The 26,746-nt window shown below is 68.5% G+C and carries 23 protein-coding genes; 16 read left to right on the top strand and 7 right to left on the bottom strand.

Translation table 11 applies throughout. The features are described 5' to 3' along the window. Positions 1-2: 2 nt before the first annotated feature. Positions 3-2,033 (bottom strand): glycosyltransferase family 2 protein, encoded by a 2,031-nt coding sequence (locus FPY90_RS07225; RefSeq protein ID WP_498685535.1) that lies wholly within the window; start codon positions 2,031-2,033, stop codon positions 3-5. Between the two features lie 550 nt (positions 2,034-2,583). Here FPY90_RS07225 and FPY90_RS07220 point away from each other — a divergent pair. Beyond that, a complete protein-coding gene (locus FPY90_RS07220) occupies positions 2,584-4,149 on the top strand; it encodes a chitinase (protein WP_498684746.1) in 1,566 nt (521 codons plus the stop codon). 25 nt (positions 4,150-4,174) lie between these two features. On the opposite strand, the gene FPY90_RS07215 is transcribed toward FPY90_RS07220, so the two are convergent. Next, positions 4,175-5,248 carry a tetratricopeptide repeat protein gene (locus FPY90_RS07215; RefSeq protein ID WP_071213013.1) on the bottom strand — a complete coding sequence of 358 codons (1,074 nt, stop codon included), beginning with the start codon at positions 5,246-5,248 and terminating at the stop codon, positions 4,175-4,177. 140 nt (positions 5,249-5,388) lie between these two features. Between FPY90_RS07215 and FPY90_RS07210 the strand changes: the two genes are divergently transcribed. Next, positions 5,389-5,604, top strand: coding sequence for a hypothetical protein (locus tag FPY90_RS07210; protein WP_071213014.1), 216 nt, complete (start codon positions 5,389-5,391; stop codon positions 5,602-5,604). 397 nt (positions 5,605-6,001) lie between these two features. Here FPY90_RS07210 and FPY90_RS07205 read toward each other — a convergent pair whose 3' ends face one another. Continuing rightward, a complete protein-coding gene (locus FPY90_RS07205; protein ID WP_071213015.1) occupies positions 6,002-6,442 on the bottom strand; it encodes a VanZ family protein in 441 nt (146 codons plus the stop codon). 167 nt (positions 6,443-6,609) lie between these two features. On the opposite strand from FPY90_RS07205, the gene FPY90_RS07200 reads away from it, so the two are divergent. Beyond that, positions 6,610-7,158, top strand: coding sequence for a GNAT family N-acetyltransferase (locus FPY90_RS07200; RefSeq protein ID WP_498684743.1), 549 nt, complete (start codon positions 6,610-6,612; stop codon positions 7,156-7,158). 22 nt (positions 7,159-7,180) lie between these two features. Here FPY90_RS07200 and FPY90_RS07195 read toward each other — a convergent pair whose 3' ends face one another. Further along, the gene (locus tag FPY90_RS07195) at positions 7,181-7,981 is read right to left on the bottom strand and encodes a DUF427 domain-containing protein (protein ID WP_498684742.1); all 801 of its coding nucleotides are present in this window, start codon (positions 7,979-7,981) and stop codon (positions 7,181-7,183) included. Positions 7,982-8,233: 252 nt separating this feature from the next. On the opposite strand from FPY90_RS07195, the gene FPY90_RS07190 reads away from it, so the two are divergent. From FPY90_RS07190 to FPY90_RS07135, 12 genes are all read left to right on the top strand, one after another. Next, positions 8,234-9,682: a J domain-containing protein gene (locus FPY90_RS07190; protein ID WP_498684740.1), complete on the top strand. Its 1,449-nt coding sequence runs from the start codon at positions 8,234-8,236 to the stop codon at positions 9,680-9,682. Between the two features lie 142 nt (positions 9,683-9,824). Next, entirely contained in the window at positions 9,825-10,637 is an 813-nt protein-coding gene (locus FPY90_RS07185) for a class I SAM-dependent methyltransferase (protein ID WP_498684739.1), read from the top strand. A gap of 123 nt (positions 10,638-10,760) precedes the next feature. After that, positions 10,761-12,005, top strand: coding sequence for a BtrH N-terminal domain-containing protein (locus FPY90_RS07180; RefSeq protein ID WP_498684738.1), 1,245 nt, complete (start codon positions 10,761-10,763; stop codon positions 12,003-12,005). Between the two features lie 88 nt (positions 12,006-12,093). Beyond that, positions 12,094-13,239, top strand: a complete 1,146-nt coding sequence (locus tag FPY90_RS07175; protein WP_498684737.1) for a GuaB3 family IMP dehydrogenase-related protein — start codon at positions 12,094-12,096, stop codon at positions 13,237-13,239. A 216-nt stretch (positions 13,240-13,455) separates the two neighbouring features. Beyond that, positions 13,456-13,956, top strand: coding sequence for a PTS sugar transporter subunit IIA (locus FPY90_RS07170; RefSeq protein WP_071213022.1), 501 nt, complete (start codon positions 13,456-13,458; stop codon positions 13,954-13,956). Positions 13,957-14,239: 283 nt separating this feature from the next. Continuing rightward, positions 14,240-15,091 carry an SURF1 family protein gene (locus FPY90_RS07165; RefSeq protein ID WP_498684735.1) on the top strand — a complete coding sequence of 284 codons (852 nt, stop codon included), beginning with the start codon at positions 14,240-14,242 and terminating at the stop codon, positions 15,089-15,091. Further along, positions 15,088-15,552, top strand: coding sequence for a DUF3817 domain-containing protein (locus FPY90_RS07160; protein WP_071213024.1), 465 nt, complete (start codon positions 15,088-15,090; stop codon positions 15,550-15,552). The genes FPY90_RS07165 and FPY90_RS07160 overlap by 4 nt, the downstream gene beginning before the upstream one ends. Positions 15,553-15,739: 187 nt before the next feature. Then, entirely contained in the window at positions 15,740-17,686 is a 1,947-nt protein-coding gene (locus FPY90_RS07155; protein WP_498684731.1) for an HNH endonuclease signature motif containing protein, read from the top strand. 78 nt (positions 17,687-17,764) lie between these two features. Then, complete coding sequence (locus FPY90_RS07150; RefSeq protein ID WP_498684728.1) at positions 17,765-17,896, top strand: hypothetical protein; 132 nt, start codon at positions 17,765-17,767, stop codon at positions 17,894-17,896. Between the two features lie 301 nt (positions 17,897-18,197). Further along, positions 18,198-19,784, top strand: coding sequence for a glutamine-hydrolyzing GMP synthase (gene guaA / locus FPY90_RS07145; protein WP_498684724.1), 1,587 nt, complete (start codon positions 18,198-18,200; stop codon positions 19,782-19,784). A 236-nt stretch (positions 19,785-20,020) separates the two neighbouring features. Further along, positions 20,021-23,857, top strand: coding sequence for a DNA helicase (locus FPY90_RS07140; protein ID WP_498684722.1), 3,837 nt, complete (start codon positions 20,021-20,023; stop codon positions 23,855-23,857). A 2-nt stretch (positions 23,858-23,859) separates the two neighbouring features. Continuing rightward, complete coding sequence (locus FPY90_RS07135) at positions 23,860-24,153, top strand: hypothetical protein (RefSeq protein WP_498684720.1); 294 nt, start codon at positions 23,860-23,862, stop codon at positions 24,151-24,153. Between the two features lie 9 nt (positions 24,154-24,162). On the opposite strand, the gene cpaB is transcribed toward FPY90_RS07135, so the two are convergent. The 3 genes from cpaB to FPY90_RS07120 form a co-directional block, all read right to left on the bottom strand. Then, positions 24,163-24,867, bottom strand: coding sequence for a Flp pilus assembly protein CpaB (gene cpaB, locus FPY90_RS07130; RefSeq protein WP_083410941.1), 705 nt, complete (start codon positions 24,865-24,867; stop codon positions 24,163-24,165). Between the two features lie 120 nt (positions 24,868-24,987). Continuing rightward, a complete protein-coding gene (locus FPY90_RS07125; protein ID WP_071213028.1) occupies positions 24,988-25,269 on the bottom strand; it encodes an FmdB family zinc ribbon protein in 282 nt (93 codons plus the stop codon). Positions 25,270-25,421: 152 nt separating this feature from the next. Next, a complete protein-coding gene (locus FPY90_RS07120; RefSeq protein ID WP_498685532.1) occupies positions 25,422-26,015 on the bottom strand; it encodes a 5-formyltetrahydrofolate cyclo-ligase in 594 nt (197 codons plus the stop codon). 87 nt (positions 26,016-26,102) lie between these two features. Between FPY90_RS07120 and FPY90_RS07115 the strand changes: the two genes are divergently transcribed. Then, entirely contained in the window at positions 26,103-26,723 is a 621-nt protein-coding gene (locus tag FPY90_RS07115) for a GNAT family N-acetyltransferase (protein ID WP_071213031.1), read from the top strand. Positions 26,724-26,746 lie beyond the last annotated feature (23 nt).

Genomic DNA, 26,746 nt, shown 5'->3' with positions numbered 1-26,746 from the left:
GGTTACTTCACACCAATCCGTTTGCGGCGATCGTCGGTTCCGCGCAAATCACGATCCAATCGTCGGTCACCTTGATACAACAAGGTCGACCAGTCCGTGTTTTCCGGTGTGGCCACGGGGTAGGAAACCGTGGCGTCTTTGGCCTTCTTCGGCGGGACAAAAAGCCAATTCACCAACCCCAGGGCCATGTCAACAACGGAGTTCTTGAAGCCGATGTAGGCGCGTATGGCATAGAGGGCCAACACGGTGTTCAATGCGGCAAAGGCAACATTTCCCCAGTTGCGGTCCTGGAAGTCCCGCCACAATGTGAAGATCGAAAAGAAGACGATCAGGTATGGGATGGCCACGTAGAGACCTGGAGATGCGGTGCGATTGCGGACCTTCGGTGTCCTGACGAATGGGATTTTCTCGCCGGTGAATGCCTGTTCCGTGGACTTGAGCACCCCTGCCATATTGACCGGCAGGAGGATCAGGTTGAACCCGTAGATCCTGAAGACATCGCTGAATCGGTGCCCGCAGTCCCGGAGGTCGCTTCCCATGGCGATGAAGTAGGGCAACGCCGCGACAAAGATCAGCGGGCTGAGCAAACGCCCGTCGTATGGATAGGCCAGAAGGAAGATCAGGCCAAGGCTGGCCCAGGCAATTGATGCCATGTAATTGACCCGCAGGAGCACCTCGCGCAATCGGATGCGTTCGTTGCGTCGCTTACGCTCACCGATCTGTCGACCAAACTTGGGCAGGATCAAAAGACCGCCATTGGCCCAACGACGTCGTTGGACCACCAGCGAGCCGAAATCCGGGGGAGTCGCACTGTAACTGAGTCGCTCCGGGTAATTGGACAGGGTCCAGCCGTGGGTGCCGAGGTCGATGCTTGACTCGGTGTCCTCGATGACGGTTCGGTCCTGGATGTAGGTGTGGATTTCATACCCGCCGACGGTTGTGGTCTGGCAGATATCCACAAGTGCCTGTTTGCGGATCACTGCATTGGCGCCAACCCAGAAGGTGGCATTGTAAAGGGTCTTGCCCTGGTGCAAGATGTGCTGGATGTCTGTCGTGGCGCCAGCCAAGCGCTCGATGCGGGTGGGCGCACCTCGGAATGAAGAGTAGGGGGTTTGCGTCACCGCCACGCGCGAATTCTCCTCGGACTCCAGGAAGTAAACCAAGCGCAGGCAATAATCGCGCAGCAGCAGCGAGTCGGCGTCAAGCGTGAGCAGGTATTCGGAGTCCGGGATGTCCAGGACTTGGTCCATGTCCGTGGTTTCCTGCGTCGGTGACACCGCGCGAAGCACCTCCACATCTCCGCGGTTGTCCACCAGCCACTTTTGGCCCATGAGGGAGATATAGGCGTTCAGGTTCATCGCCTTGTTCACCGCTTGGGACAGATTTGCGTACTTCTTGCGTTCGAAGGTGTGCATCCGGACGGAGAAAATACGTTCCAGCCGCAGATGGAATTCTTCCAACCTGTCGCTGTGAGGCGAATCGTTTTGTGCGGCAGCCGCGTTCAGGGCCAACAGTGTCAGGCGCAGCTCGCGAGCAAGTCCCATGATGACCGAATCAACGAAAAACTCGTCGACATGGTCGTCGATCCTTTCCGCGGTGGCCATTTCTTCGAGCCAGACCGCGGCAGCATCGTAGGCGGCAATGGTGGTGGCCAGGATTTGGGCAGGCGAGGCCCCTGCCTCTCGTTGGCGTTCAAAAAGGACCCGGAAGTCCTGGGCCATCCTCAACGGAAGTTCCAGGGACTGCTGGATTTCCAGTGCCAAGCCACGCGTTTCCTCGAGCTTGGCCAGGATGTCCGGGTCTTCCGGGTAGGGATCGTCATCCACAAGAAGCACCACGTGCAGGTTCGTGAACTCCTGCAAGGCCACGGACCAGAGCGTTTTCCTGACCACGGCTGGCTCTTCGGCATAGCTAGGAACCAGCGTAGTGATCGACTTGTTATAGGAACGGAAGTGCCGATCCAGCTCACCTCGGGGCACTCGTCGGTGTTGTGAGAAGCGCAGAAGGGCACCTTGCCTGGCGACGAGGTACATCAACGCGGAGAAAGTCAGAAAGGTGACCACGGCGAGGTACATTGCCGCCTCGAAACGGAACCTGAAGCCCGCATCGGGGTTGTCGGCCAGTTGCCTCAGGATGGTGCTGATGACGTAGCCGATCCAGGCCAGAATGGTCGTGACGATTGCTATGCGCCCCCAAGCCAACTTGCCGCGCGAGGGGACGGGATGAACAATCGACAGGGGCTCGGAACGCTTTTCCGCGCCCCACTGCCGCTTGCGAATGTCTGGTGAAGCCGTGCGTGCATTCGTGCTGATGTTGTTCAAACTGATTTGCCCCCAAGCAATCTCGTTTCAGCACTTGGGGATTCTGCGACCCGCAATGCATTTCAAAAACTGATCATAGCGTATGATTCAGCAGTGATCTGAATTACGCGTCTCGGGGAGACGTGGGGCCTTGGGGCAGGTGAGAGCACAATTTCCTTGCGATGAGATTCGCCTTATTCTGATGGATTACTCCTGGACGAAATGGGCCCCACCGTTTGCCGCGTTTTCAGTGAGCCGTCAATTGTTATGAATTGAGATTGTTGTGTCTAACTTGACCACGGGCAGACGCCTTTCATGGGTCCGGGTGGCGGCTCTTGCCCTGGCGATTGCCGGGCTGGTGGCCGCTGGAACGTATTACTGGAACACATCCCGCGACTCGGCCAGAGCAGCTGATACGGGACGCTGGTTCGGGTCCTACGTCGATGCGACATCGACGCCGTTCTATCCGATTGCCCAAAACCTAGTACCTGGACAACGCGTGGTTCTTGGGTTCGCCGTGGCCGATCCCAAGGACAGCTGTGCGAATTCGTGGGGCGGCTACTACAGCATGGACAGCGCCAACGAGACGTTCGACCTGGACCGTAAGGTGGCCCGGGTGCATGAACAAGGCGGCGAAATCGTGATCTCCACCGGCGGGTTGAACAACGACGAACTGGCCACCGCCTGCACCGATGAGCAAAAGATCATTGACGGATACGAATCGTTCCTCCAGCGATACGGTTCCACCACCCTGGACCTGGACGTCGAGGGAAACGACCTCGAGGATGCCGCCGCTTCGTTGCGCCGTGCTTCAGCTGTGTCGGCACTTCAATCCCGTGCTATGGAGTCGGGAAAACCAGTGGAGGTCTGGGTGACGCTTCCTGTGGACACCCGGGGGCTGACGGAATCCGGACTGGGCGAGGTCAAGCGGCTCCTCGAAGGCGGCGTCGACCTCGCAGGCGTGAATCTCATGACCATGAACTTCGGCGATACTCGTTCAGCGGGCCAGAGCATGGCCTCGGCCTCGGAACAAGGGGCACGTAGCGCACACCAGCAGATCAAGGCGCTCTATTCCCAGCTCGGACAGGAAATAGGGGATCGCACCCTCTGGGCCAAGATTGGGCTCACCCCCATGATCGGTCAGAACGACTTGCTTGGAGAGATATTCACGCTGGACGACGCGAGGGCATTAAAGGAATTTTCCACGACCAACGGCATAGGACGGCTTTCGATGTGGTCGGCCAACAGAGATGCCGACTGCGGACCGAACTTCCCGGATCTGAAACGGGTATCGAATAACTGCAGCGGCGTCACCCAGGAAGACGGTGCCTTTGCACGGACGCTTGCGGCCGACCTAGATTCCTCCGACCGCCCGGTGGCGACCAATGACGCTCCAGTTGAAGCCCCCGTGGAGACTGCCATCGTCGATGACCCCGCGAAGAGCCCCTACCCGGTATGGAACACCGAATCCGCCTACCCCAAATCGGAACGCGTCGTCTGGCGCGGCAACGTTTACGAGGCAAAATGGTGGACCCAGGGGGAAATACCGGATCTTCCGGCCAGTGACGCGCGAGCGATCCCATGGAGCTTGATTGGACCTGTGCTTCCCGGAGACAAGCCGGAAATCCCCGTCGCGGTGCCCACAGGACTCTATCCGGCCTGGTCGTCCACCAAGGTGTATGACAAGGGGGAACGGATCTTGTTTGACGGCCGGATTTTCGAGGCCAAATGGTGGAACCAGGCCCAGAACCCCGAAGCCGCGGCGCAAGGCTCAGCGGATTCTCCGTGGTCCCGTTTGGCAAACGGGCAAGTCAGCGAAATCCTCAAGGAATCGCAGAAGAAGCCCTAGCCGGGATTCGCCGCGTCAGGACGGGTCAGCTGCCCGTGTCCGCTTCAATCAGGGCAGCGCGCACGCTTTCCCGGTGCGCATCCTCGAAACGCCCCGTGGCGTGGAGGATTTCCGACCAGAGCCGATGCACCGAGGCGTCTTCCGGTGCCCCGGAGCCATAGGCGTCGGACAGTGCTCGCTCCAGCAACGAGGACGCTTTCTCTAGCTCTCCGTTGGCCACATACCACCGTGCCCGGGTTCCGGCCAGGCCCAGTAGCTCCACCGCACTTCCTCCGATGATGTCGTAAGCAAGCTGGGCACGGATAATGCAGTCATCGGTGCGCTCGTTGGCGACTCCCGCCTGGAGCTGCACATCGGCGCTCGCATTGTTGAACCGTGCCCACATGTGGATGTCATTGACCTGTTGGAGGTGGTCAGCCGCGCACTCGTGGTAGGCGTTGCCCTCGGCCTCGTGGCCCTTGGCGAATGCGAGGTTTCCCAATGTCCAGAAGCCCTGGCCAGCCAACATAGTGTCTTCCACGTGTTCCAAGGTGGCAGACAACAGGTCACGGACAGCCCAGGCCTCGTCGGCGCGGCCAGCCTCGACCAGGCAGGCAATGATTCCTTGGTACGCTTCAGCTCGTGCTTCGTGTCGGTCTTTGACGTCGGACAAGACGGCCAACGCCGTGCGCGCGGTGTCCACGGCCTCTTCGTGATGTGCTTGGTTGCGAAGAGCTGCTGCACGCAGGATCAATACCTGGGCCTTGAACACCGGGTCGTTTTGTATCCGGGGAAAAGCGAGGATAGTTTCCGCGGTTTGGAAGGCAGCCATATAGGCACCCGTTAACACCTGGCTTTTTCCCATGTCGTAGAGGAAAACGGATTCCTTGACCCGATCGCCCATCGACGCATAGATTCTGGCGCACTCCCGGGCGGCTTCGAGCACCTGCTGCTGGTCTCCCGAATTCCGAATCCTGCGGTGGTGCGCTTCCGCCTTGGCGGCGCGGGCTTCGGCGGAGGGGTGGTGCATAATCTCAATTATGCTGCATCCGGTGGCGGCCACCCTCATGTACTCCCACCGCCGGGCTTCCGGCAAATCCTCGAAGGGCAGTGGTTCCATGAAATCCGATGACGAATTCAACTCCAAAACATCAGGTGAGCGCTAGGATATCCCGTGGGGCTGTCGTCCCGTTCCCGGGTGCGGCAAATATGGGCAATGCTCCGAACACTCGCCCGAATTCTGAATGAGATGGAGAATACGTGAAGAAGATCCTGGGTTCGGCCCTTGCCGCAATGCTTATTGCCGGGGCAGTTGTCGCCGGTGGTGCCGGTGACGTTGTGCGGTCAGACAGCGGGTCGGTGCAGAGCATCGGTATTACCAAGACGCTGGGCGGGAACAACAACTGGCCCTTGCAATACGAGACCCTGAATGGCGGCACGAGTACCACCGCCGGAAACAACAACTGGCCGCTGTAGGTTTTCCGCGCACGGGAGTGCCTCGAAGGCAAGGCCCCGGAATGGACGCAGCAAGCTCATGGTGTCGAGAATGTTCTCCCGTGCATCAAGAATGACGTTGTCCGGTCGGTGTATCCCGGCCGGACACCTGCATTTGTCGCCCCGCAGGCCGCGTCACATGCCAAGGCTGGCCGGAAACATACCAAGACCGCATCCCGCGATACGTGGGTCGGCCCCCAAGTCCACGCTGCGGCAGCCGTGGGTCGTTGACGATGCCTATCCAGGGGGTTGGACTCGAACCACCTTTGGTATTGGGCTTGTGAGTGGTCCGGCCGGCAGCAGTCGTCGGGACCACGTCATGGCGGCCGGTTCGCTGTTCGAACGAGCACGAAATGCGCCGAATTTCGGGCGGGCTCGGCTACCGAACCGGTTCAACCGATTCTTGCCCTCGAAGGTGCACGGCCTGCAGCAGGGCAAAGAGCGCGAAACCCAGTCCCGCACCGATGGTATTGGCCACGACATCGAGCAGGGACGAGAACCGCTGGGGCAAGAAGATCTCCTGCCCTAACTCGATGAAGAATGAGGCCGCGAAGCCCGCCGCGAGAGGATGCCACCACATCCGGCTCCGGATCCCCGCGATGTATCCGAACGGCACAAAAAGGCCGATGTTCGCGGCAAACTCGACCTTGTTGTAGCCGATGAACAACGGCAGCCCGTGGGCATGCAACCAGCCCAGAATGCTTGAAAGGTTTCCGCTCACCGGGCGATCCACCGGGGTGGGCCAAAAGGCAATCAGCAGCAGAGCCAAAAGGTAGGCAGCGGCGAGGACTGCGGCGAAACGGACATGCGGCTTGGTCATGGAACCCAGTCAAGAGAGTTGCGGGTGGGACAGTGGCTCCGGCAAAAAACCTTCCGGCTCCGCTGCCGATTTTACGCCACTGCCAGGGTCCGGCACCTTGAAGCGTGAACCCCGGGCTGCGGGACACCGCGGGTCACAAGAACGGGCCGCGCGTTGGCATTGCCCCCATGGAACCCGCCGCGAACCAGAACCTGAACCCGGAGAACGCCGGCCTCGCGCGCCGGGCTGTTGGGCCCGATGCCGGGGCCCTGGCCGAGGCCTTGGTCCAGGTCTGGAGGGCGGCCTACGCCGGCATCATCGATGCTGCGTTCCTGGAATCCATGAACGTGCAGCAGATCTCCGGCCGCTGGGCGCACTCGCTCGGGCGGGACACCGGGGAGAAGCCCCTGGTGGCGGTCGTGGACGGCGAGGTCGTGGGTTTTTGCCAGTTCGGAGTGCCGCGGGAGGAATCCGCCCAGGGCACCGGGGAGCTGTATGCGCTGAACCTTCTCCCGGCCTGCTGGGGCCGCGCGTTGGGAACCGTGCTGTTGCTCGAGGCCACTGCCGAGCTGCGCCGGCTGGGATACGGGACCGCCTACCTGTGGGTGGCCGAGGGGAACCGGCGGGCCATGGACCTGTACGAGCGCCACGGCTGGCACGACACCGGAACCACGAGGGAAGATGCGCGGTTCACTCCGGCCTTGCTCGAGCGCCGCTTTGCCATCGACCTGACCTAGCCTTTCCGGTTGGCGGTCCCGGCTAGTCAAAGGGCGTATGCGGGCGCCCCAGGCGCTTGCCGTCGAGGATGAAATCGGTCCGCTCGCTGTAGAAGCACACGAGTCCGGCGATCGCGGCGGCCTCGGGAAACGGGTTGGCGTAGCTCCACGCCACGTCCCGGCCGCCGCTTGCCGGGGCCCAGTAATGGGCCGTGCCCTTGTAGGGGCACTTGCTGGAACTGTCCGTGGCCACAAGCGCATCCCACTGGACCTCGCCGGGCCGCAGGTAGTAGCGGGTGGGAACGTGCGTCTCGAAGAGCAGCCTGGGGTGCCGGGTCTCGGCCAGCAGCATCCCCTCGAGCTCGATGCGCAAGTGCCTGCTCGAGGCCAGGACGTCGACCCGCTTGAAGGGATCGCGCGGGTGCGCATCGATGGGCTCGTCCTCCTCGCGCCAATCGAACGCCCGGAAGTCGAAGGCGACGAAGCCCTGCAGCACGGGGTCCGACAGCCGGAAGGCCGCGCCCGGAAGCGTGCGCCCGCCGACCTCGACATCCAGCGCAGCCCCTTCGGCGGTGTGCAGCGCGAAGGGGTCATCCGGGGTCAGGATCCCGGCCTTGTCCGGGACCCCGGGGCCGGTTCCGGCCGTCAGCGCCAGGTGGGCCTGCACATTGGATTCGGGGACCGCGTAGATCGGCACGACGCGCCGCGGTTCCCACACCAGCACGGCGGAGGAGGTGTCAAGGACCGGGGTCCCTTTGAAGCTGGCCCGCACCCGTTTCTGTGTCGGTTCGTACCGGAGCACGGGCAGGGACTGGTTGATCAGGTCTGAGATTCGGGTGGCCACGGCGTCAGTATGCGCGCGCGCCGCTCCGCGGTCAAGGGCCGGTGTTGACTCATGTGAAGTGCTCGCGAAAGGGGGCACGGCCTGCTGCGGGAGCCGGAAGCATGCCGGCGCCCAACCCTAAACAAACGGCCCACTTGTTGGTAGATTCGGGAGGACATCACGGATGCAGTGCGCTGGTCTTGGGGACCACGAACGGGGGATTGGGGGCGTCGTGTTTGGTGTGCGATTCTTCGGCCGCGGCGGCGCATCCACATGAGCGCCGCCAACCACTACGACGTGCTGCGCGTGAGCAGCACGGCACCGGTGTCGGTGATCAGGGCGGCCCACCGTGCCCTGATGCGTGAACACCACCCGGATGCCGGAGGTGCCACCGACGCGATGGCCAAGTCGTTGAACGAGGCCCTGCGGGTGTTGGCCGACGACAGGTTGCGGGCCGCCTTCGACGCCGCGCTCGCCGGTCAGGCCGAGCAGCAGCGGCGCACCGCCGAAGCCCGGGGCAGGAATGAGGCGGAAGCGCGGGACGGTGCCGAGGCGGCACGAGCCGCAAGCGACCGTGAACGGGACCGCGTGCGCGCCGAGCCCAAGGCCCGCACCGCGGCAGCGGCCCGGGCCAGGGAGAAACGGGCAGCGGCCCGGGACCCGGCAAGCCCTGCCGGCTTCAACGTCTTCGAATGCAACCGGATCGACCTCTCCGCGATGGACTGGTACACCCGCTCCTACCCGCCGCTGGAGATCCGCGACGATTCCGCCGGGCGGGTGGGTTCTTTCCGTTTCCTCGCCTGGTTCCTGCTGGAGCTCAACATCATTCTCGCCGGACTCTTCGTTGCGGCCATGGTGCGCGGCAGCGACTCGCCTGAGTGGTGGAGGGTCGCGCTGCTGGTGCTCCTGGTGCCGGTGGCGGCGCTGGCCGGCGGCTGGGCCCGGGCCCGTGCCCGCGGACGCGGACTGGTGCGCTACTTGTTGTTCCTCGGCTTCGCCGGAGGGATCCTGGTCCCCGCGCTCGCCGGCGGTCGCGCGGGCATGCTTGCGGCTATTGGCTGGCTGGGCCTGTATCTGCTCACCGTCGAGATCCTGCGCGCCAGCGCCATCCGGCGCCGTCGCCCGGGCCCGAGGGGGTTGCTGGGCGTGGAGGAAATCACCGGCCGCAACCACTGGGACCTGGACGTCTCCGGCGGTGGGGATGGCGCCGGCACCGGCGCCAGCCACCCGCGAAGGACCGCCGATTCGCTCACCGGCCAGCTGCTGGACACCCTGCATGCCCTTCCCGGGGCCAGGACTCTGGCCGGCCTGTCCGTCCCCGGGGACCCGCAGCTGCACCTCGGCCACGGCGTGCTGTGCGGGGACCGGCTGGTGCTGGTCGAATCGCGCCTCTGTCCCGGGGGACAGTACTACTGGTGGGAAGACCGGCTGGTGTGCAAGCTGCCCGGCGACGCCCCGGCTTTCCTGGCCCATCCCTTCCCGGGCGCCGTTCAGGCGTGCCGCGCCCGGTTCCCCGAGCTTCAGGTGAGGGGCTGGTCGGTGTTCCACCCGGTCGACGGCACGGCGGTGTTGGTCAACAACCGGGCCACCGGCGCCAATCCGCGGCTGGCGACGGCGGCCGCGTTCCTGCAGGAGGCCGGCGACTGGCTGTGCGAGGGGCAGGCGCACATCGTGGACCGGGTGGCGCTCTCTCGCCTGGTCAAGGACTTCGGTGCCCCGTGAGGTCCCCTCCTGGCCCCGGTGCGAATCGGGTGTGGACCACCGGTGACGGCCGCTTTGTCCCGGGTTTATCATGGGGGCAGGCGTTGGGCACAGCATGCCGCGAGAGGCGGGATGGGGCCCGGACGGCCCCAAGGAGCCCACGATGAGCGACACCGACCAATCCATCAGGCGCTACACCACCGGGAACCTGCGCGAGCGGCTCTACGCGGCGCTTCGCAGCGCCGGGAAGGAACCGGAGGTCCTGCTCCCGGGCGACCTGGGCGAGGCCGACCACTTCCACTCCGGCGGCGCCAACGCCACGGCGGAGGTGGCCCGTGAGGCCGGCATCGGGCTCGGGACCCGGGTGCTGGACGTGGGGGCCGGCATCGGCGGACCGGCACGCCACTTCGCGCAGCTCGGCGCGGTGGTCACCGGCGTGGATGTCACCGAGGAGTTCGTGCTGCTGGCCCGGGAGCTGAACGCCGCCTGCTCGATGGCCGGGTCCATCACGATGCTGCTGGCCCCGGCGCAGGCCACCAACCTGCCGGCGGGTTCCTTCGACGCGGCGACCATGCTGCACGTGGGCATGAACCTGGAGAACAAGCCAGCGGCGTTCGCCGAGGTGCACCGGCTGCTGCGCCCCGGGGGAATCTTCGCCATCTACGACCTGATGGGCACCAACGCCCTGGACTACCCGATGCCGTGGGCCGACGCGGCCGCTTCGTCCTACGTGGAACCCGCCGAGGCGTACCACCGCCACCTGCGTGTGGCCGGTTTCATGCCCGGGACCGACGAGGACCGCACCGCGGCGGTGCTGGCGTGGATGCCGGGGCCCGGCAAGGGACCGGCGACGGAACTGGGCGCCCCGATCCTGCTGGGCAGCGACCCGGCGGACCGGCTGGGCAACGTGGCCGCGGCCATCAAGTCCGGTGCCGTGTCCCCGCGGCTGCTGGTCTCGGTGCGCGCGGCCGGGTGAGCGGCCGGTTGCACGCGGCCCGGGGATGGTGTGCCCCCACGTAGAATGTTTCACTGGCGCTGCCCCCTGGCGTGCGGGAGAGACCCGCGCCGATGCGCGCACGCAACACCTAAGGAGCACACCGTGGCCCAGCCGAAGAACCTGAAGAAACTCACCCGCGCCCGCATGGACCGCACAGGGGAGAGCTACACCACCGCCCGCAAGGCGATCCTGTCCGCGAAGCCCCACCGCCCGGCCAGCGCCCAGGACGCCGCCGACGCCGCGGCCGCGGCCCAGGAAGCCGAGCTGCCCGAGTATCCGGCCCCGGAGAACGTCCTGCAGTACGACGCCGGGCTGTGGCACCGCGTGCTCACCCAGGCCGGGGTGAAGCACCCGCTGACCGGCGAGCCGATGAGCGAGGCGCTGCTGGCGGGGCTGGCCGGCGGCATCGGCTTCATGGTCTTCACCTTCGTCTACGAGGAGACGACCACAGCCACCATCGTCACCCGGGCGCACCCCGAGCCGTACACCGCGAACCTCCTGGCCCGGTCCGGGGCCAAGGTCATGGAGCGCACCACCGGCAGCGCCCGGCTGGCCGCCGACTACCTCGACGCCGGGCTGGATGCCGGACGCGCGGTGGTCGTGCGCGCCTCGGTCGCGGCGCTGCCGTGGATCGATGCCGATGCCGTGGAGGAATCGGACTCCATCGACCTGGCCGTCGTCGGCGAGCACGGCGACGACCTGCTGATCGACGACGGCTCCGGCTCGCTGACCCCCATTTCCCCCGAGGACCTGGCCGCCGCCCGTTCCCGGCGCAAGAAGGACAAGCACTGGCAGGCCTGGATCCCGGAGCGCACCGGGCCCGACGCCGCGGCCCTGGCCGCCAACGTGCGCGAGGCGATTGCGCAGACGACCGGGCGCCTGCTGGGCACCAGCGAGCTGGAGGGCATCCCGGCGCACTTCGCCAAGAACTTCGGCGTCGCGGGCATGAACAACTGGGCCGAGCGCCTGCGCGATGCCACCACCAAGAAGGGCTGGACGCAGATCTTCGAGGACCCCGCACGCCTGGAATCGGGCCTGAACCAGATCCTGGGCTTCCTCACCGACACCCGCTTCGGCGGCGTGGGCGCCCTGCGCGGCCAGTACGCCGACTTCCTCGCGGAGGCTTCCGCGCTGCCCGGCCTCGAGGCCCTGGGCGCGCATGCGGCCGACTACGCGCACCTGGCGCAGGACTGGATCGTGTTCACCGACCTGGTGGACCCGCAGATCCAGGTGCAGGACCGCACCGGGCACTTCGCGGTGCTCGCCGACCAGCTGGAGGTCATCGCCGCGGGCGAGGAACGCGCCGCGCGGGCGCTGGCCGACACCCTCGGCACCCTGGCCGGCTGAAACGCCCCGTGGCCCGCGGCAGGCACCGCGGGTCCGGCGCGCACCCGGGGGGAGGCCCGGCCCGCCGGCGTGCTGATAGGGTGGTGCGGTGACTTACGAGATTGAAATCGGCCGTTCCAAACGCGCAGCCCAGGCGTACTCCCTTGACGATGTGGCGATTGTTCCCAACCGCCGCACCCGCGACCCTCACGACGTGTCGGTGGCCTGGCAGATCGACGCCTACAAATTCGAGACCCCGATCCTGGGCGCCCCCATGGACTCGGTCATGTCCCCGGCCACCGCCATCGCGCTGGGCAAGCTCGGCGGCCTCGGCGTGCTGAACCTCGAGGGCCTCTGGACCCGCTATGAGGACCCGGCCAAGGTCTTGTCGGAAATCGCCGCACTGAAGTCCGCCAACGGCGGCCACTTCGACCCGGCCATCACCGCGCGCCTGCAGGAGCTGTACTCAGCTCCCATCCAGCCCGAGCTGATCACCGCGCGGCTGGCCGAAATCCGCGAATCCGGCGTGACCGTCGCCGGCTCGCTGACCCCGCAGCGCACCCAGGAACACTACAAGACAGTCGTGGCCGCAGGCGTCGACATCTTCGTCATCCGCGGCACCACGGTCTCGGCCGAGCACGTCTCCAAGACCCACGAGCCGCTGAACCTCAAGCAGTTCATCTACGAACTCGACGTCCCGGTCATCGTCGGCGGCGCTGCCGGGTACACCCCGGCCCTGCATCTGATGCGCACCGGCGCCGCCGGCGTGCTGGTCGGCTTCGGGGGAGGGGCCTCGGGCACCACCCGCCGCGCGCTGGGCATCCACGCGCCGATGGCCACCGCGATCTCCAACGTCGCCGCGGCCCGCCGCGACTACCTGGACGAGTCCGGCGGACGCTACGTGCACGTGATCGCCGACGGCGGCCTGGGCACCAGCGGCGACATCGTCAAGGCCATCGCCATGGGCGCCGACGCCGTGATGCTCGGCACCGCCCTGGCCCGCGCCGAAGAGGCCCCGGGAGCCGGCTGGCACTGGGGCATGGAGGCCGCCCACGAGAACAACCCGCGCGGGGACCGGGTCAAGGTCGGCACCGTGGCGCCGCTGCAGGAACTGCTCTTCGGCCCCTCGCACCACACCAATGGAACCTCCAACCTCGTTGGCGCGCTGCGCCGCTCGATGGCCACCACCGGGTATTCGGACCTAAAGGAATTCCAGCGCGTCGACGTCGTGGTTTCCCCCTACGAGGCCGACTAGCACCTTAGGGATCCACGCCGGGGCGACCGGGTCCGCTGCCTTCCCCCACCACGGTGGCGGCGGTGCGGACCCGGTCGTTTTGCGTCCCGGCAGGCAGCGGGACCCGGGGCACCCCCCGCTGCGCGCCGGGCCCGGGCCCGTGTACTGTACAAACCAGGCGCACGCCATGCGCGCCGCCCCCCCGAACACCGAACGCCGCCTGATCGAATCGATGCCATGACCTTTTCCCAGACGACGCCCGCCGGCGACGACGCCCCAGAGATCACCACGCGGGAGCTGGTGGTCCTTGAACTGGCGACGCCCACCCGGGAAGAAACCGTCGCGCTGCTGGCCGGCAGGCTGCTGGCCGCCGAACGGATCGGGGACCTGCCCGGCTTCCTGGCCGATGTCCACCGCCACGAACACCAGCTGGCCACCGGCCTGCCCGGCGGCATCGGGCTGGCCCACGCCCGCAGCGATTTTGTTTCGGCACCCAGCATCGCGGTCGGCGTGATGGCCTATGGGCACGGGCTGGACTTCGGGGCCAAGGACGGCCCGGCGCACGTGGTGCTGCTGCTGGCCACCCCGGCCTCGAGCTACTCCGGGCACCTGATGATGCTCGCCGCGCTGGCCCGCTCGCTGGCCAAGGACTCGTTCCGCGAGTCCCTGCGCCGCGCCAACGACACCGGGGTCATCGCCGAACTGGTCAACTCCACCGTCGACTTCTCCACCGTCTAGGGCCGGGGGATCCCGTGCCGCGGCGGCCCGGCCCCGCCCGGCCGCGCGACACGGCGGATGTAATCCCGGCCACATCGCCAGCCCCGCCGCACGGACAGGGCGGCGCGGGCACGCACCCGCCCGCGCCCCCGGTGCCCGCGGGAACCCGCGCCCCGCCACACCCCGCGGCGGCCCAAGGCAGCCCCGGGCCGGCCGCCGGGTGGTCCCGGGGCCCGCGCGAACGCCCCGGCGCCGCCTTTGGTTCCATTGGCTCTTCGATGCCCAATCGACGTACGGTTGGAGTGTGCTGAAAACTGCCCTTAAACCCCGTTGGATCCTGGCCTTGGTCGGCGCCCTCGTTGTTGCCACCGGCTTCGTCCTGCTGAGCCAGTGGCAGTTCAACCGCTCGCATACCGAAGCCCCGCCCCCGGTGACCACCACCGAGAAGGTCGTTCCGCTGACCAGCCACATCAAGCCGGTCAGCGAATTGATGGCCCGCGAGGCGGACCAGATGGTCTCCGCGACCGGCAGCTTCCTGCCCGGCAAGCAGGTCCTGGTGAAGAACCGCATCGAGGACGGACGCACCGGCTACTGGGTCGTCGCAGCCTTCAAGGTCGCCGACGCGCCCGGTTCCAACACCATCCCGGTGGTGCGCGGCTGGCAGCCCGACGACGCGGCCCCCGCACCGGCCCCGGCCGGCACCCTGGAGGTCACCGGCCGGCTGCTGCCCACCGAGGCCCCGATCTCCCAGGACGCCGGCCAGAACGCCTACGCCTCGCTGTCCGTGGCCGAGCTGATCAACGTGTGGGACGTGCCCTCCTACAGCGGATTCGTCGTGGCCGCCACGGTGGCCGGAGCGGACGGTGCGGACCTTTCCGCCGCCGCCACCGGGCTCGTCCCGGTGCACGTGGGCCCGCAGCCCCAGGAACGCCAGGTCAACTGGCTGAACATCTTCTACGGCATCGAGTGGGTCGTGTTCGCCGGCTTCGCGGTCTTCCTCTGGTACCGCCTGGTGGCCGACGACTTCCGCCGGCAGCAGGAAGACATCGCCGACGCGGCGGCGCTGGCCGCGGGCCTGGACCCGGCCACCGTGTACCAACGCCAGCTCCACCACGAGAACCCCCTGCTCGACTCCCAACCCAAGGACCAGTTGTGACCGAAGAAAACTCCGCCCCGAAGGTGCGCCGCTTTGCCGGCACCCCCGCCCAGATCCGTTCCGCCTCCACCTTCTACAAGATCCTGGCCTACGCCACCGGCGTGATGCTGCTGCTGCTCTGCGCCGAAATGATCGTGAAGTACTTCTGGCACCTGGAGCTGTTCATCGGCGGCACCCTGCTTGATGGCAGCTCCAACGCCGTGGGCCTGGTCAACCGCGCCGACATCACCGACGGCGTCAACGTCTCGCTGGCGATCCTGATCATCCACGGCTGGATGTACGTGGTGTACCTGCTGGCCGACTTCCGCCTGTGGTCGCTGATGCGCTGGCCGTTCAGCCGCTTCATCACCATCGCCCTGGGCGGCGTCGTGCCGCTGCTCTCCTTCTTCATGGAGAAGAAGGTCCACGGCGAGGTCGAGACCGAACTGGCCTCCCACCCGCAGGCCGCCAAGCGGTACTGACCGGCTCTACGGCCCGGCCGAACCGACCGGTTGAACTGCCCAAGGGCGGCCAACGCATGCGCACCGACGCATCCGTTGGCCGCCCTTCGTGCTTCGCGCCTTCCCCTGCCGGCCTTCGGGCCCACTTCCCCCCACAATCGGCTTTCCCCGCCGCGTGTCGGGCCCGCGGCGGCGCAAACTGGGGTTCATGACCACCACCGCGCCAACCCGCACCCCGAGGGGGCAGGCAGACACCGACACCGCGATCCGGCAGCTTGCCGCCGCGGTGCTGGCGGTGCGTGCCGCGCAGGAGCGGCTGGGGTCCGCGGACCTGGACGCCGCCTCCGTCGCCCTGGTGCTGGGGCTCTACGAACAGGGGAACCGATCGATCGCCTACGGGCAGATGCACGCGGTGTTCACCGCCGACGCGGTCCAGGTCCACCGGTTGGACCCGGGCACCGCGGCGCAGGTAGACGCGCTGGCCGCCGACCCCTGTTCCCTGTCCGACGGGACGGCGACCGTGCCGGTGGAGCGGATGTGCCAGGGGATGGCCGCGCACCGGAACACCAGCGAGTGGATGCAGGCGCACCTGCACATCACCGAAGCGGAATCCAAGCGGCGACTCGGCGGTTCCCGGCTGCTCATCGCCCCGGCCCAGGCGGGCTCCGGCGCCGATGATGGCGGCCGCCGGGCACCGGTGTTCCCGATCCTGGCGCAGGCGGCGGAAGCCGGACAATCAGATGTGGGAACGCTGGCACAGCTGGCCAAGAAGCTGTCCTCGCTGCAGCCGCGCCTCGCACTGCACCCGGAGGCCCCACGGTTGGCCGCCGACATCGAGGCATCGGTCGCCGAAGCCGTCACCGCCGCGGAACCCAGGCACGGGTACAAGGCGCTGGCCGACTGGGACGCCTTCCTCACCCGGAACGGAGCGCCGATCACCGACGCCCAGATCCGGGCCAAGCGCGGATTCTTCTACAAGTACCACCGCGACGGCTGCGACGTATACCAGCTGACCTGCGACCCCGTGGACTCCGAGGCCATCAGGGCGTTCGGCGAGGCCTGGACCAACCCGCGTTCGAGCAAGCTGCCTCCGCCCTCGGTCTCGACCCGCGGCCCCGTCACCCGCCCCACCCCCATTCCACCGGCCAACACGGCGGGCGACGCCACCGCCGACGACGCGGGCACGATCACCTCGGATGACGGCACCGGGACCAAGACCGCCGGGACCAAGACCCCCGGGGCCGGCCGTGCCGGGCCCCGCACCCCCGGCACGGACCCAAGGCCCGGCGATGGCCAGGGCCCGCGGTTGGTGATCGTGCCGGATCCCGGCGACAGCACCACCGAGGATGCCACCCCGGGTGGGTGGGCACCCGCCGGAGCTCCCGCCGGAGCTCCCGCCGGAGCACCCGCCCCGGAGTGGGCACTAGCACCGGGCTCCGACCCGGAACTGGCGCCGCGCTCGGAGTGGTCCTGCGGCCCGCCGGCGCCCGGCACCTCAGACAACGACCCCGGCTCCGCCGAAGAACGGCAGGGGTGGGAAGACCGGGATTCGCGCACCGCCCCGCAATTGCTGCTCGACGGGCTCATTGCCGCAATCACCGGTGCCCTGAACGGCACCGGGGTTCCTGACTCCGGAGGCCTGCCGGTGAAGATCGGGGTGCTGATCGGCTACCGCAGCCTGCTGGGCCAATGCGAAGACGCCGGGGTCACCGCCCACGGCATGCCGATCTCGGCGGCGAACATCCGCCGCTTGGCCTGCGACGCCGACCTGCTGCCGGCGCTGCTCGGATCCGCCGGGGAAATACTGGACCTGGGCCGGACCGTGCGCGGGTTCACCCCCGCGCAGCGCCGGGCCATAGCCATCCGCGACCGCGGCTGCGTGGTCCCGGGCTGCCACCGCCCGGCCTCCACCAACGAGTACCACCACGTCAAGCCCTGGCAGGAGGGCGGGGAGACCAGCGTCGACAACGGCGCAAATACCTGCCAGCACCACCACCTGATGATCCATGCCGGGCTGATCACGCTGAAAATGATCGACGGCATTCCCTACGTCGTCGGCCGCGCGGGCCAGCCCCGCGGGGACCCGGAACGCAACCTCTACTGGCATCCCGAGCTGCGCACCGCCGGCTACACCCCGCCGATGTTCACCGACTGACCGTCCAGCCGCGTTCCCGCCCGGGAGTGATGTGGTGGATGTCGAATCGAGCAGGTTCTTCGGAGCATCCCGTGCCGGATGGCGGGCATCTGGCAGGTGCCGGCGGTCCCGAACGCGAACATGGGCGCGGTCGTGCAGAGCCCCGCGGGGGAGGACCTGCTCGTGGAGTCGAACTTCCGCGAGCACCTCGACGGCGCGGACTTCCCGTAGCGGCTCGGCATCGCCGGCGAAGCCTGGATCGACGGGTGCGACCCGCGGCACCCGGTCGATGCCGGGCACCCGGAACTCCGGCGCGGGTGCTTCGACGGCAGCTTTCCCCTGTTGACCTGATACCCCGCGTCGCCATGCTCCCGGAGCCCATCCGGACCCGCTTGGGGTCGTGGCATCGGCGGCAGCGGCAAGGGCGCCGGGGCACCGGCGGGCCGCACTGTGACGGGGTCCCGCGTAGCGTGCGTCACTCCCGGCCGGTTGAAGATGCAAGCGGGCTGCCCGGGCGGCTAAGCTTAGGCGCGTGACCCACACTCCCAGCACCCCAGAGCAACAGCCGGTTCTGGTCGTCGATTACGGGGCCCAGTACGCACAGCTGATTGCTCGGCGTGTACGCGAAGCCAACGTGTATTCGGAGATCGTCCCGCATACCTTCACCACCGAACAGATTCTCGCCAAGAACCCGGCGGCAATCATCCTCTCCGGAGGCCCCTCGAGCGTTTACGCCGACGGTGCCCCGAGTGTCGGTGCCGACCTGTTTGAGGCAGGTGTGCCGGTCCTGGGCATCTGCTACGGCTTCCAGGCCATGGCCAACGCCCTGGGCGGCGTCGTTGCCGAAACCGGATTGCGCGAATACGGCGCCACCGATGCCACCGCATCCGGGGCGGCCCGCTCCATCCTGGCCGGCATGCCGGAAAACCAGAACGTCTGGATGAGCCACGGCGACTCCGTGTCCCAAGCCCCCGAGGGCTTCGAGGTGCTGGCCACCACCGCCGGCGCACCGGTTGCCGCGTTCGCCAACGAGGCCAAGCGCCTCTACGGCGTGCAGTGGCACCCCGAGGTCAAGCACTCGGACCACGGCCAGCTGGTCCTGGAGAACTTCCTGTACCACGGCGCGGGCCTGGCCCCCTCCTGGACCGCAGCCAACATCCTGGACGAGCAGGTCGAGAAGATCCGCGAGCAGGTCGGAGACGGCCGCGCCATCTGCGGGCTGTCCGGCGGCGTCGACTCCGCCGTGGCCGCCGCCCTGGTGCAGCGCGCCATCGGCGACCAGCTCACCTGCGTGTTCGTGAACCACGGGCTGCTGCGCGAGGGCGAAGCCGAACAGGTCGAAACCGACTTCGTCGCCGCCACCGGCGCCAAGCTCTACATCGCCGACGAGCGCGAGCGCTTCCTGACCGCGCTGGACGGGGTCACCGATCCGGAGACCAAGCGCAAGATCATCGGCCGCGAGTTCATCCGCGCCTTCGAGGCCGCGGAAACCGCGATCCTCGCCGAGGCAGCCGACTCCGGCCAGCCGGTGAAGTTCCTGGTCCAGGGCACCCTGTACCCGGACGTCGTCGAATCCGGCGGCGGCGAGGGCGCCAGCAACATCAAGAGCCACCACAACGTCGGCGGCCTGCCCGAGGACCTGGACTTCGAGCTGGTCGAGCCGCTGCGCGCGCTCTTCAAGGACGAGGTCCGCGCCGTGGGCAAGCAGCTTGGCCTCCCGGCCGAGATCGTCATGCGCCAGCCGTTCCCCGGCCCGGGCCTGGGCATCCGCATCATCGGTGCAGTCAACGAGGAACGCCTGGAACTGCTGCGCAAGGCCGACGCCATCGCGCGCGCCGAGCTGACCGCCGCCGGCCTGGACGAGGAAGTCTGGCAGATGCCCGTCGTCCTGCTGGCCGACGTGCGCTCCGTGGGCGTGCAGGGGGACGGCCGCACCTACGGCCACCCGATCGTGCTGCGCCCGGTGTCATCCGAGGACGCGATGACCGCCGACTGGTCGCGACTGCCCTACGACCTGCTGGCAAGGATCTCCAACCGGATCACCAACGAGGTCGACGGGGTCAACCGCGTGGTGCTGGACGTGACGTCCAAGCCGCCGGGCACCATCGAATGGGAGTAGGCCCGAGGACGTAGGCGCCGGAGGGAAAGTTCAGGGGGAGGCCCACGCCAGGGGCTCCCCCTGAACTGTATGTGCGGGGAGCCCCGGCTCCCCGCGCGGCAACGGGGCCGGTGCGGACGTGTTTCGGTCCGGCACCGGAGCCCCGTTTTGCACTAGGTTGGTAAGGGCTGACTGTATCCGTGCGGCAATGCGCCACGCGGCTGCGGTCGCATTCGCGGCAGAGGTGAAGGGACGGTATGGTGACAGAGCACCAGCAACACACAGATGAATTGGTCTCCACGTGGGTTGACTCCCTGGGCCCCGGGGTGGGGACCGACACGCTGCTGCGGTTCGCGCCCTCGGTGTCCAACAGCATCGACATCACCCATGCGCACCCCTCGGGGCTGGCCCAGTTCCTGGCCGGACGACGCACCCGGCTCTCCACGCTGCTGCGCGACTCCGACCAATACGACTCGGCCCGCCGCACCGCCGATGCCCTGCGCGGGAAGATCCGCGAGCTCTGGGATGAGCGCGGCATCGACGTCGGGTACCTCTCCGCCGGCCAGGCCAACTGGCGCGCCGTGCACGAGGGCCGCAGCGAACAATTCAACGCCCCGATCATGCTCGGGCGCATCGTGCTCTCGGTGCGCGAGGACCAGGACGACTTCGAGATCCAGCTGATGGGCCGGGCCGAGTTCTCGCCCGCCCTGCTGCGCTACTTCAAGCGCCAGCACCACCTGGACATCGACGTCGAGGGTATCAATGCCGCCGCCTACTCGATCGCCCGCTTCGACCCGACCCGCGCCATGGATGCGCTGCGCACCCAGGTCGCCGACGTCTCCGGCATGGTCATCGCCCACCGCCTGCTGATCTCCACCTTCGCCGACCTGGCCGATCCGGCCGACCCCGGCACCATCGATCTGCAGCACCCGGTGCTGGCCAGGCTCTTCGACGCGGAAATCAACCGCACCCGTGATTCCGCCCAGGGCACCGGCGAGGCGATTGCCGGCGCCGCGGGCGGCCGCCAGGGCACCAGCCCCCGCCGCACCAGCGACCAGCGCGACCCGGCCGACGAGCTGTTGCTGCTGGATGCCGACGAATCCCAGCAGGCGGCCCTGGACCTCATCGAGGCCGGCGAATCGGTGGCCATCAGCGCCCCGGCCGGCAGCGGGCAGACCCAGACGGCGCTCAACGCCGCCGGCGTGCTCGCCGCCGCGGGCAAGCGCGTGCTGGTGGTGGCCGAGCGCCGCTCCAGCGCCGAGGAATTCGTCTCCCGCTTCGCCGAGCTGGATCTGGCCGGCACCGCGCTGCTGCTTTCCCCGGAGGACGACCCCGATGCGCTGCGCAACCTGCTGACCCGGGCGATCCTGCGCAACGAGCGCGCCACCGAACCGTCGCTGGGCAAGCTGCACGCCGCGCTGCGCGACCACCGCCACGCCCTGCTGGAGCACGTGCACTCGCTGCACTCGACCCGCGCCCGCTGGGGCTGCTCCCCGTACCGGGCCATGCAGGAACTGGCCCGGCTCACCTCGCTGTCCCCGGCCCCGGCCACCACGGTGCGCCTGAAGCGCTCGGTGCTCGACTCGATCACCGACCGCACCGCCACCGCCGCCAAGCTCACCCGCGCCGCCGAGCTCGGCGCGTTCGTGCGCGCCTCGGCCTCCAGCCCCTGGTACGGGGCCCGGCTGCGCAACAAGCGCGACACCGACACCGCCCTGGACCTGGTCACCGGCCTGCAGCGGGACCTGCCGATCCTGCGCGACCACATGCTCAAGGTCGCCGCGCACTCCGAGATCCGCCTGGCCGACTCCTACAACAAGTGGGGCGAGCAGCTGGACCTGCTGGTCGCGGTGCGCGGCTCGCTGGACAAGTTCGAGTCCGACATCTTCGACAAGTCCGTCGAGGACCTGATCTCCGCCACCGCCTCCTCCTCCTGGCGCCGGGAACGCGGCATCGAGATGAGCTCGATGACCCGCTCGCGGCTGCGCAAGGTCGCCAAGGACTACGTCCGGCCCGGCGTGCACGTCTCGGACCTGCAATCCGCGCTCGAGGCCGTTCAGGAACAGCACCTGGCCTGGCACCACCACGCCACCTCCCAGCGCCACCCGATGGTTCCGGCGGGGCTGCTGGACGTCAACGCCGGATACCAGGACGCCGGGGCGCGCCTGGACAAGCTGGCCACGCTGCTGCCCGCCGCATCCGGCGCCCACCTGCGCGACGAATCCATCGCCACGCTGCTCGAGCGCATGGGCAAGCTGCTGGAGCACCAGGGCGAGCTGGCCCAGCTGCCCGAACGCACGTTGATCACCGAGCAGCTGGCCGAACACGGCCTGGGCGAGCTGATGGACGACTTCCGGGCACGCAACGTCGCCCCCGGCGCCGTGCCCGCGGAACTGGACCTGGCCTGGTGGCAGTCGGCGCTGGAGGCCATGATCTCCGGCGACGACTTCCTGGCGATGAACGACGGGGAGAAGCTGCGCCGGCTCGAGGCCGAGTACCGGCTGGCCGACTCCGCGCACGTGGCCTCCGGCGCCTCGCGCCTGCGCTGGGCCCTGGCCAAGAACTGGAAGGCGGCGCTGGCCGACCACCGCGCGGCCTCCCGCGAGCTGCGCGCCATGCTCAAGGACGGGGAACCGGCGGTTTCGGACCTCGAGGCCCTGGGGGACGCGCTGCTGAACTCGCTGTGCCCCGTGTGGGTCGGCTCCCCGCTGCTGATCCCCGCCACGGTCCCGGCCGGAATGGAATTCGACGCGGTGATCCTGCTCGACGCCGACTCGCTGTCGCTGCGTTCGGTGCTCGGCTCGATCTCCCGCTCCAAGCAGGTCATCGCGTTCGGCGACACCATGATGGGCGCCCCGAACCCGTTCGAGGTCTCGGTGGACCCGACCGCGCACGCGCGCATCGAACCCGCCCCGATCTCCGCGATGGAATCCCTGCAGGGGGTGCTGCCGCTGTGCCGGCTGGCCACCGCCTACCGGGGCATCGACGAGGGGCTGACCGAGTCCCTCTCGCACGACTTCTACGCCGACTCGCTCTCCCGGCTGCCTGCCGCCCGCTCGCTGGGTGCCGGCACGCCGGCGCTGAAGGCCGAGTACGTGATGGACGGCACCGGGTCCCTGGGCGCAGACGGCGAATCGGTGGCGACCACCGTCGCGGAGGTCCAGCGCGTCGTGGACCTGGTCTTCACCCACCTGGCCAGGCGCGGCGAGCAGACCCTGGCCGTGGTCGCCGGGAACCGCCGGCACGCCGCCGCGATCGCCGAGGGCATCCGCGTGCAGCTGCCCAACCACCCGTGGGCGACGAAGCACTTCCGCGCCGCCAAGGAGCGCTTCCTGGTCACCAGCGTCGACAGGCTGGCCGGACTGCAGCGCGACTCGATCATCCTGTCGCTGGGCTACGGCCGGACCACCCACGGCAAGGCGGTGCACGACTTCGGCGCGCTCTCGGTGGCCGGCGGCGACGAATTGTTCGTCAACGCCGTGACCCGGGCGCGGGAGTCGATGGTGCTGGTCTCGGCGTTGCGCCCGCAGGACATGGACCTGTCGCGGATGCGCTTCGGCGCCTACCGCTTCCTGGAGCTCTTCGGCCGGGTGCTCGGCGGGGACTCGGGCATGTCCGCCACCGCCACCCCGTTGCAGGACCCGCTGGTCACCGACCTGATGTCGCGGCTCTCCGAGCGCGGGGCCATCGTCACCCAGCACTACCGCGGCGTGCTGGACATCGCCGCGCACGCGCTGGATGTCACCGGCAACGGCACCGCGGTGCCGCTGGCCGTGGTGTACGACGGCACCCAGGGCTACCGGGAACTGTCGGTGCGCGAGCGCAGCCGCCTGCGTCCGCAGCTCTTCGAGGCCCTGGGCTGGCGCTATGTGCCGCTGTGGACCATCGACGTGTTCTCCGACCCCGACAAGGTCGCCAACATGCTGGCCGGCTTCCTGGGCCTCGAGGGCACCGACGAGGGCGCCGGCGCCGGCGCCAATGCCGCGCCCGCGGGTGGCCCGGGGCAGGGTTCCCGGTCCTCCGGGACCCCCGGTTCCGCGGCCCCGAACGCCGCGGGCCCCGGCACCCGCGCCTCGGACCTGGCCGATGCCTAGCCATGCCCGCCGCTAACGACGCGCCGCGGCGGAAAAAGCCGCGGCGCTTCACCGCCCCGCCCCAGCAGGTCAGCGAATCGACGCTGGTCGGGGTCTTCCGGCTGCCCCACGGTGCCGGCCGCCCCGAAGCGGCACCCGGCACCCAAAAAGCGACGCCGGCGAAGCAGCCGGATGCCCCGGGGACCGGCCCGGTCCTGGAACAGCGCGCCGCGGACGACGACCCGCGGCGCTGGGGAGATGCGGACGACGACCTCGGCGACTGGATGAAGGCCCAGCGCCCGCCGCACTGGGACTGACCCGCCCGCCTACGGGTTGACCAGGACCACCGATACCTTGCCGCGCTGCGCCGCGGTGGAAAGCTGCTCGGCACTGCCCGGACCGGCACCCACCACGATCAGCCCGCCCTGGCCCGATCCCGCGGCCACCGACCACGGCGCCTGCCCGTCCGGCTGCGCCTGGGCCCCGGTCCACAGGATCGGCACGGCCCGCGCGAGCACCCGGGAGACCAGCTTGGTCTCGAACCCGTTGCCCTCGGTGAGCACCACATCGACCAGCTGGCCCGCCCGCACCAGGGACGCGGTCTGCTCGTCGTCCAGCCGCAGCGGCACGGCCACCGACCCCGGGGCCAGCCCGGCCAGCAGCCCGGGCCCGATGACCATGCCGGGCAGCACCGGGGTGCCGGCGGGCACGGGTATCGCCAGCCGCGACCCGGCCGCCGGGGGCTGGCGGTCGGAGGTGCCTGCGGGCACCAGCGAGCGCGCCACCGGCTGGCGGCGCAGGTCGCCTTCGCGCAGCGCGGCGCCAACCGGCAGGTCGTGCGCGGCGACCAGCACCTCGACGCGTTCCTCGGTGTCGGGGGCCAGCACCGCCAGGGACACGGCCAGCGAGAGCATCAGCAGCGCCGCGGCAAGGTGCCTGCGGTACTTGGCGAACAGCTCAGGGCCGGTGCGGCGGGGCACCCGGGTGGCGGTGGACGGGCGGGCCATGGCGGAGCGGCGAAAAAGGGACATGCCTTAAGCAACTCATGGGCCCCACCCAAACGGATGGAGCCCATGGCGAAGCGGTGATACGAGCGGCCGGGGCGAAGTCCCTGTGCGAGGAAGTGCGCCGCGGCCCGCCGGGGAAGAAGCCTAGGCCGAAGCCGACGCGGAGGCCGACGCGGAAACCGGTGCCGCGGCAGGAGCCGGCGCGGATGCCTTGGTGTCGGCGGCGGCCGGGGTGCTGGAGCTGGTGGTCGAACGCGAATCGTTGCGGTAGAAGCCCGAGCCCTTGAAGACCACGCCGACGCTGTTGAACTTCTTGCGCAGGGCGCCCTGGCATTCGGGGCAAACGGTCAGTGCCTCGTCGGTGAACGACTGGACGACCTCCAGGCCGTGGCCACAGTCCTTGCAGGCGTAAACATAGGTAGGCATATCGATCCTTTCGCACGGGCAGTGCGTGCATGGCGCGGGCCGCCGGGGCAGCAAAGCGGCACGGCACGGCACCCGGGCAAGCGACTGTTGATGGGGGAGTGCGGGCGCCCGAGGGCGTCCACCTGCACCAATTCTAACGCACCCGCCCGCGGCTACCGGGTGAGGTTACGCACCCCGGAGGGCAGCACGACGGCCTCGACCCGCTGGTCGAAGGGCTCGACGGGGATCTGCCCGGCCGCGACGAACTCGTGCTCGAACACGATGCTCACCAGCTTCGGGCGCTTGCCGGGCCCGGGAAGCGCGGAGATGAAGCGGTCGTAGTAGCCGCCGCCCTGCCCCAGCCGCTCCCCGTTGGCGTCAACCGCCTGCGCGGGCACCAGGATCACATCGACCTGCTCCATCAGCCCGGGGCCGAAGCGCTCACCGACGGGCTCGTCGATGGGTCCGACCGCGCTGCGGGCCATCTCGACGCCGGGGTGCCAGCGCGTCCAGGACAGCTGCCGCCCCGGCTCGCAGATCGGCACGTGGATCGTGTAGCCGGCCGCATGGAGCCGGGCCAGCAGGGCCTCGGTGGGCGGCTCGGCGCCGTAGGACAGGAAGCAGGTCACGGCCCGGCGCGGTGCATTGGCCTCAAGCCACGGCAGCAGGTGCTCGGTGAGCAAGGCCATTTCGGCGGCGCGCTCCGCCGCTCCCATGTCCCGGCGTCGGGCACGAAACCGGTTCCTCACCTCGTCCTTGGAGTTCATCTGTGTCACGATCCACAGTCTAGCCCCGCCGCCGCGGGCCCCGGGGCGGTGCATGCGCGGGGCCCGCGCATCGCTAGGATTGTTGACATGTCCGAATTCGATCGCCACTGGCCCGTCACGGTGCAGGGCCCGCGCGTGGTGCTGCGCCCGATGCGCCGCCGCGACAAGGCCGAATGGATGCATTTGCGCCGCACCAACGAGCAGTGGCTGACCCCCTGGGACGCGACCCTGCCCGAGGGGGCCGGCTACCCGGCTGACTTCGGGCAGATGGTCTCCACGCAGAACCGTTCCGCACGCCTGGGCCAGTGCCTGCCCTGGGCCATCGCCCTTCCGTCGCTGCACTCCAAGCACGCCCCGATCGTCGGCCAGCTGACCGTCTCCTCGATCATGTGGGGTGCTGCGCGCAGCGGATCCATCGGCTACTGGGTGGACGTGCGCCACGCCGGGGAGGGCATCGCGCCGGAGGCCGTGGCGATGGCGGTGGACCACTGCTTCAAGGCGATGGGCCTGCACCGGATCGAAATCAACATCCGCCCCGAGAACGGCCCGAGCCTGCGCGTGGTGGAGAAACTGGGCTTCCGCGACGAGGGGCTGCGCAAGGACTTCCTGCACATCAACGGAAACTGGGCCGACCACCGCAGTTTCGCGCTGACCGCGCCCGAGGTCCCGGGCGGGATGCTCAATCGGTGGCTGGGCATGACGCAATAGCGACACAAGCCCCCCAAACACCC

The sequence above is a fragment of the Arthrobacter sp. C2 genome, from assembly GCA_024207135.1.
Lineage (GTDB): Bacteria > Actinomycetota > Actinomycetes > Actinomycetales > Micrococcaceae > Paeniglutamicibacter.
Note: the sequence above shows the minus strand (reverse complement) of the source record. Positions and strands in the feature narration are given on the sequence as shown.

What these genes read in the sequence shown, in the direction of transcription:
- FPY90_RS07185 (WP_498684739.1), top strand. Translation starts at nt 9,825, where the DNA reads ATGAGCGACACCGACCAATCCATCAGGCGCTACACCACCGGGAACCTG.
- FPY90_RS07135 (WP_498684720.1), top strand. Translation starts at nt 23,860, where the DNA reads ATGCCCGCCGCTAACGACGCGCCGCGGCGGAAAAAGCCGCGGCGCTTC.
- FPY90_RS07205 (WP_071213015.1), bottom strand. Translation starts at nt 6,442, where the DNA reads ATGACCAAGCCGCATGTCCGTTTCGCCGCAGTCCTCGCCGCTGCCTAC.
- FPY90_RS07155 (WP_498684731.1), top strand. Translation starts at nt 15,740, where the DNA reads ATGACCACCACCGCGCCAACCCGCACCCCGAGGGGGCAGGCAGACACC.
- FPY90_RS07125 (WP_071213028.1), bottom strand. Translation starts at nt 25,269, where the DNA reads ATGCCTACCTATGTTTACGCCTGCAAGGACTGTGGCCACGGCCTGGAG.
- FPY90_RS07140 (WP_498684722.1), top strand. Translation starts at nt 20,021, where the DNA reads ATGGTGACAGAGCACCAGCAACACACAGATGAATTGGTCTCCACGTGG.
- FPY90_RS07190 (WP_498684740.1), top strand. Translation starts at nt 8,234, where the DNA reads ATGAGCGCCGCCAACCACTACGACGTGCTGCGCGTGAGCAGCACGGCA.
- FPY90_RS07170 (WP_071213022.1), top strand. Translation starts at nt 13,456, where the DNA reads ATGACCTTTTCCCAGACGACGCCCGCCGGCGACGACGCCCCAGAGATC.
- FPY90_RS07115 (WP_071213031.1), top strand. Translation starts at nt 26,103, where the DNA reads ATGTCCGAATTCGATCGCCACTGGCCCGTCACGGTGCAGGGCCCGCGC.
- FPY90_RS07225 (WP_498685535.1), bottom strand. Translation starts at nt 2,033, where the DNA reads ATGTACCTCGTCGCCAGGCAAGGTGCCCTTCTGCGCTTCTCACAACAC.
- FPY90_RS07215 (WP_071213013.1), bottom strand. Translation starts at nt 5,248, where the DNA reads ATGGAACCACTGCCCTTCGAGGATTTGCCGGAAGCCCGGCGGTGGGAG.
- FPY90_RS07200 (WP_498684743.1), top strand. Translation starts at nt 6,610, where the DNA reads ATGGAACCCGCCGCGAACCAGAACCTGAACCCGGAGAACGCCGGCCTC.
- cpaB (WP_083410941.1), bottom strand. Translation starts at nt 24,867, where the DNA reads ATGTCCCTTTTTCGCCGCTCCGCCATGGCCCGCCCGTCCACCGCCACC.
- FPY90_RS07120 (WP_498685532.1), bottom strand. Translation starts at nt 26,015, where the DNA reads ATGAACTCCAAGGACGAGGTGAGGAACCGGTTTCGTGCCCGACGCCGG.
- FPY90_RS07150 (WP_498684728.1), top strand. Translation starts at nt 17,765, where the DNA reads ATGGCGGGCATCTGGCAGGTGCCGGCGGTCCCGAACGCGAACATGGGC.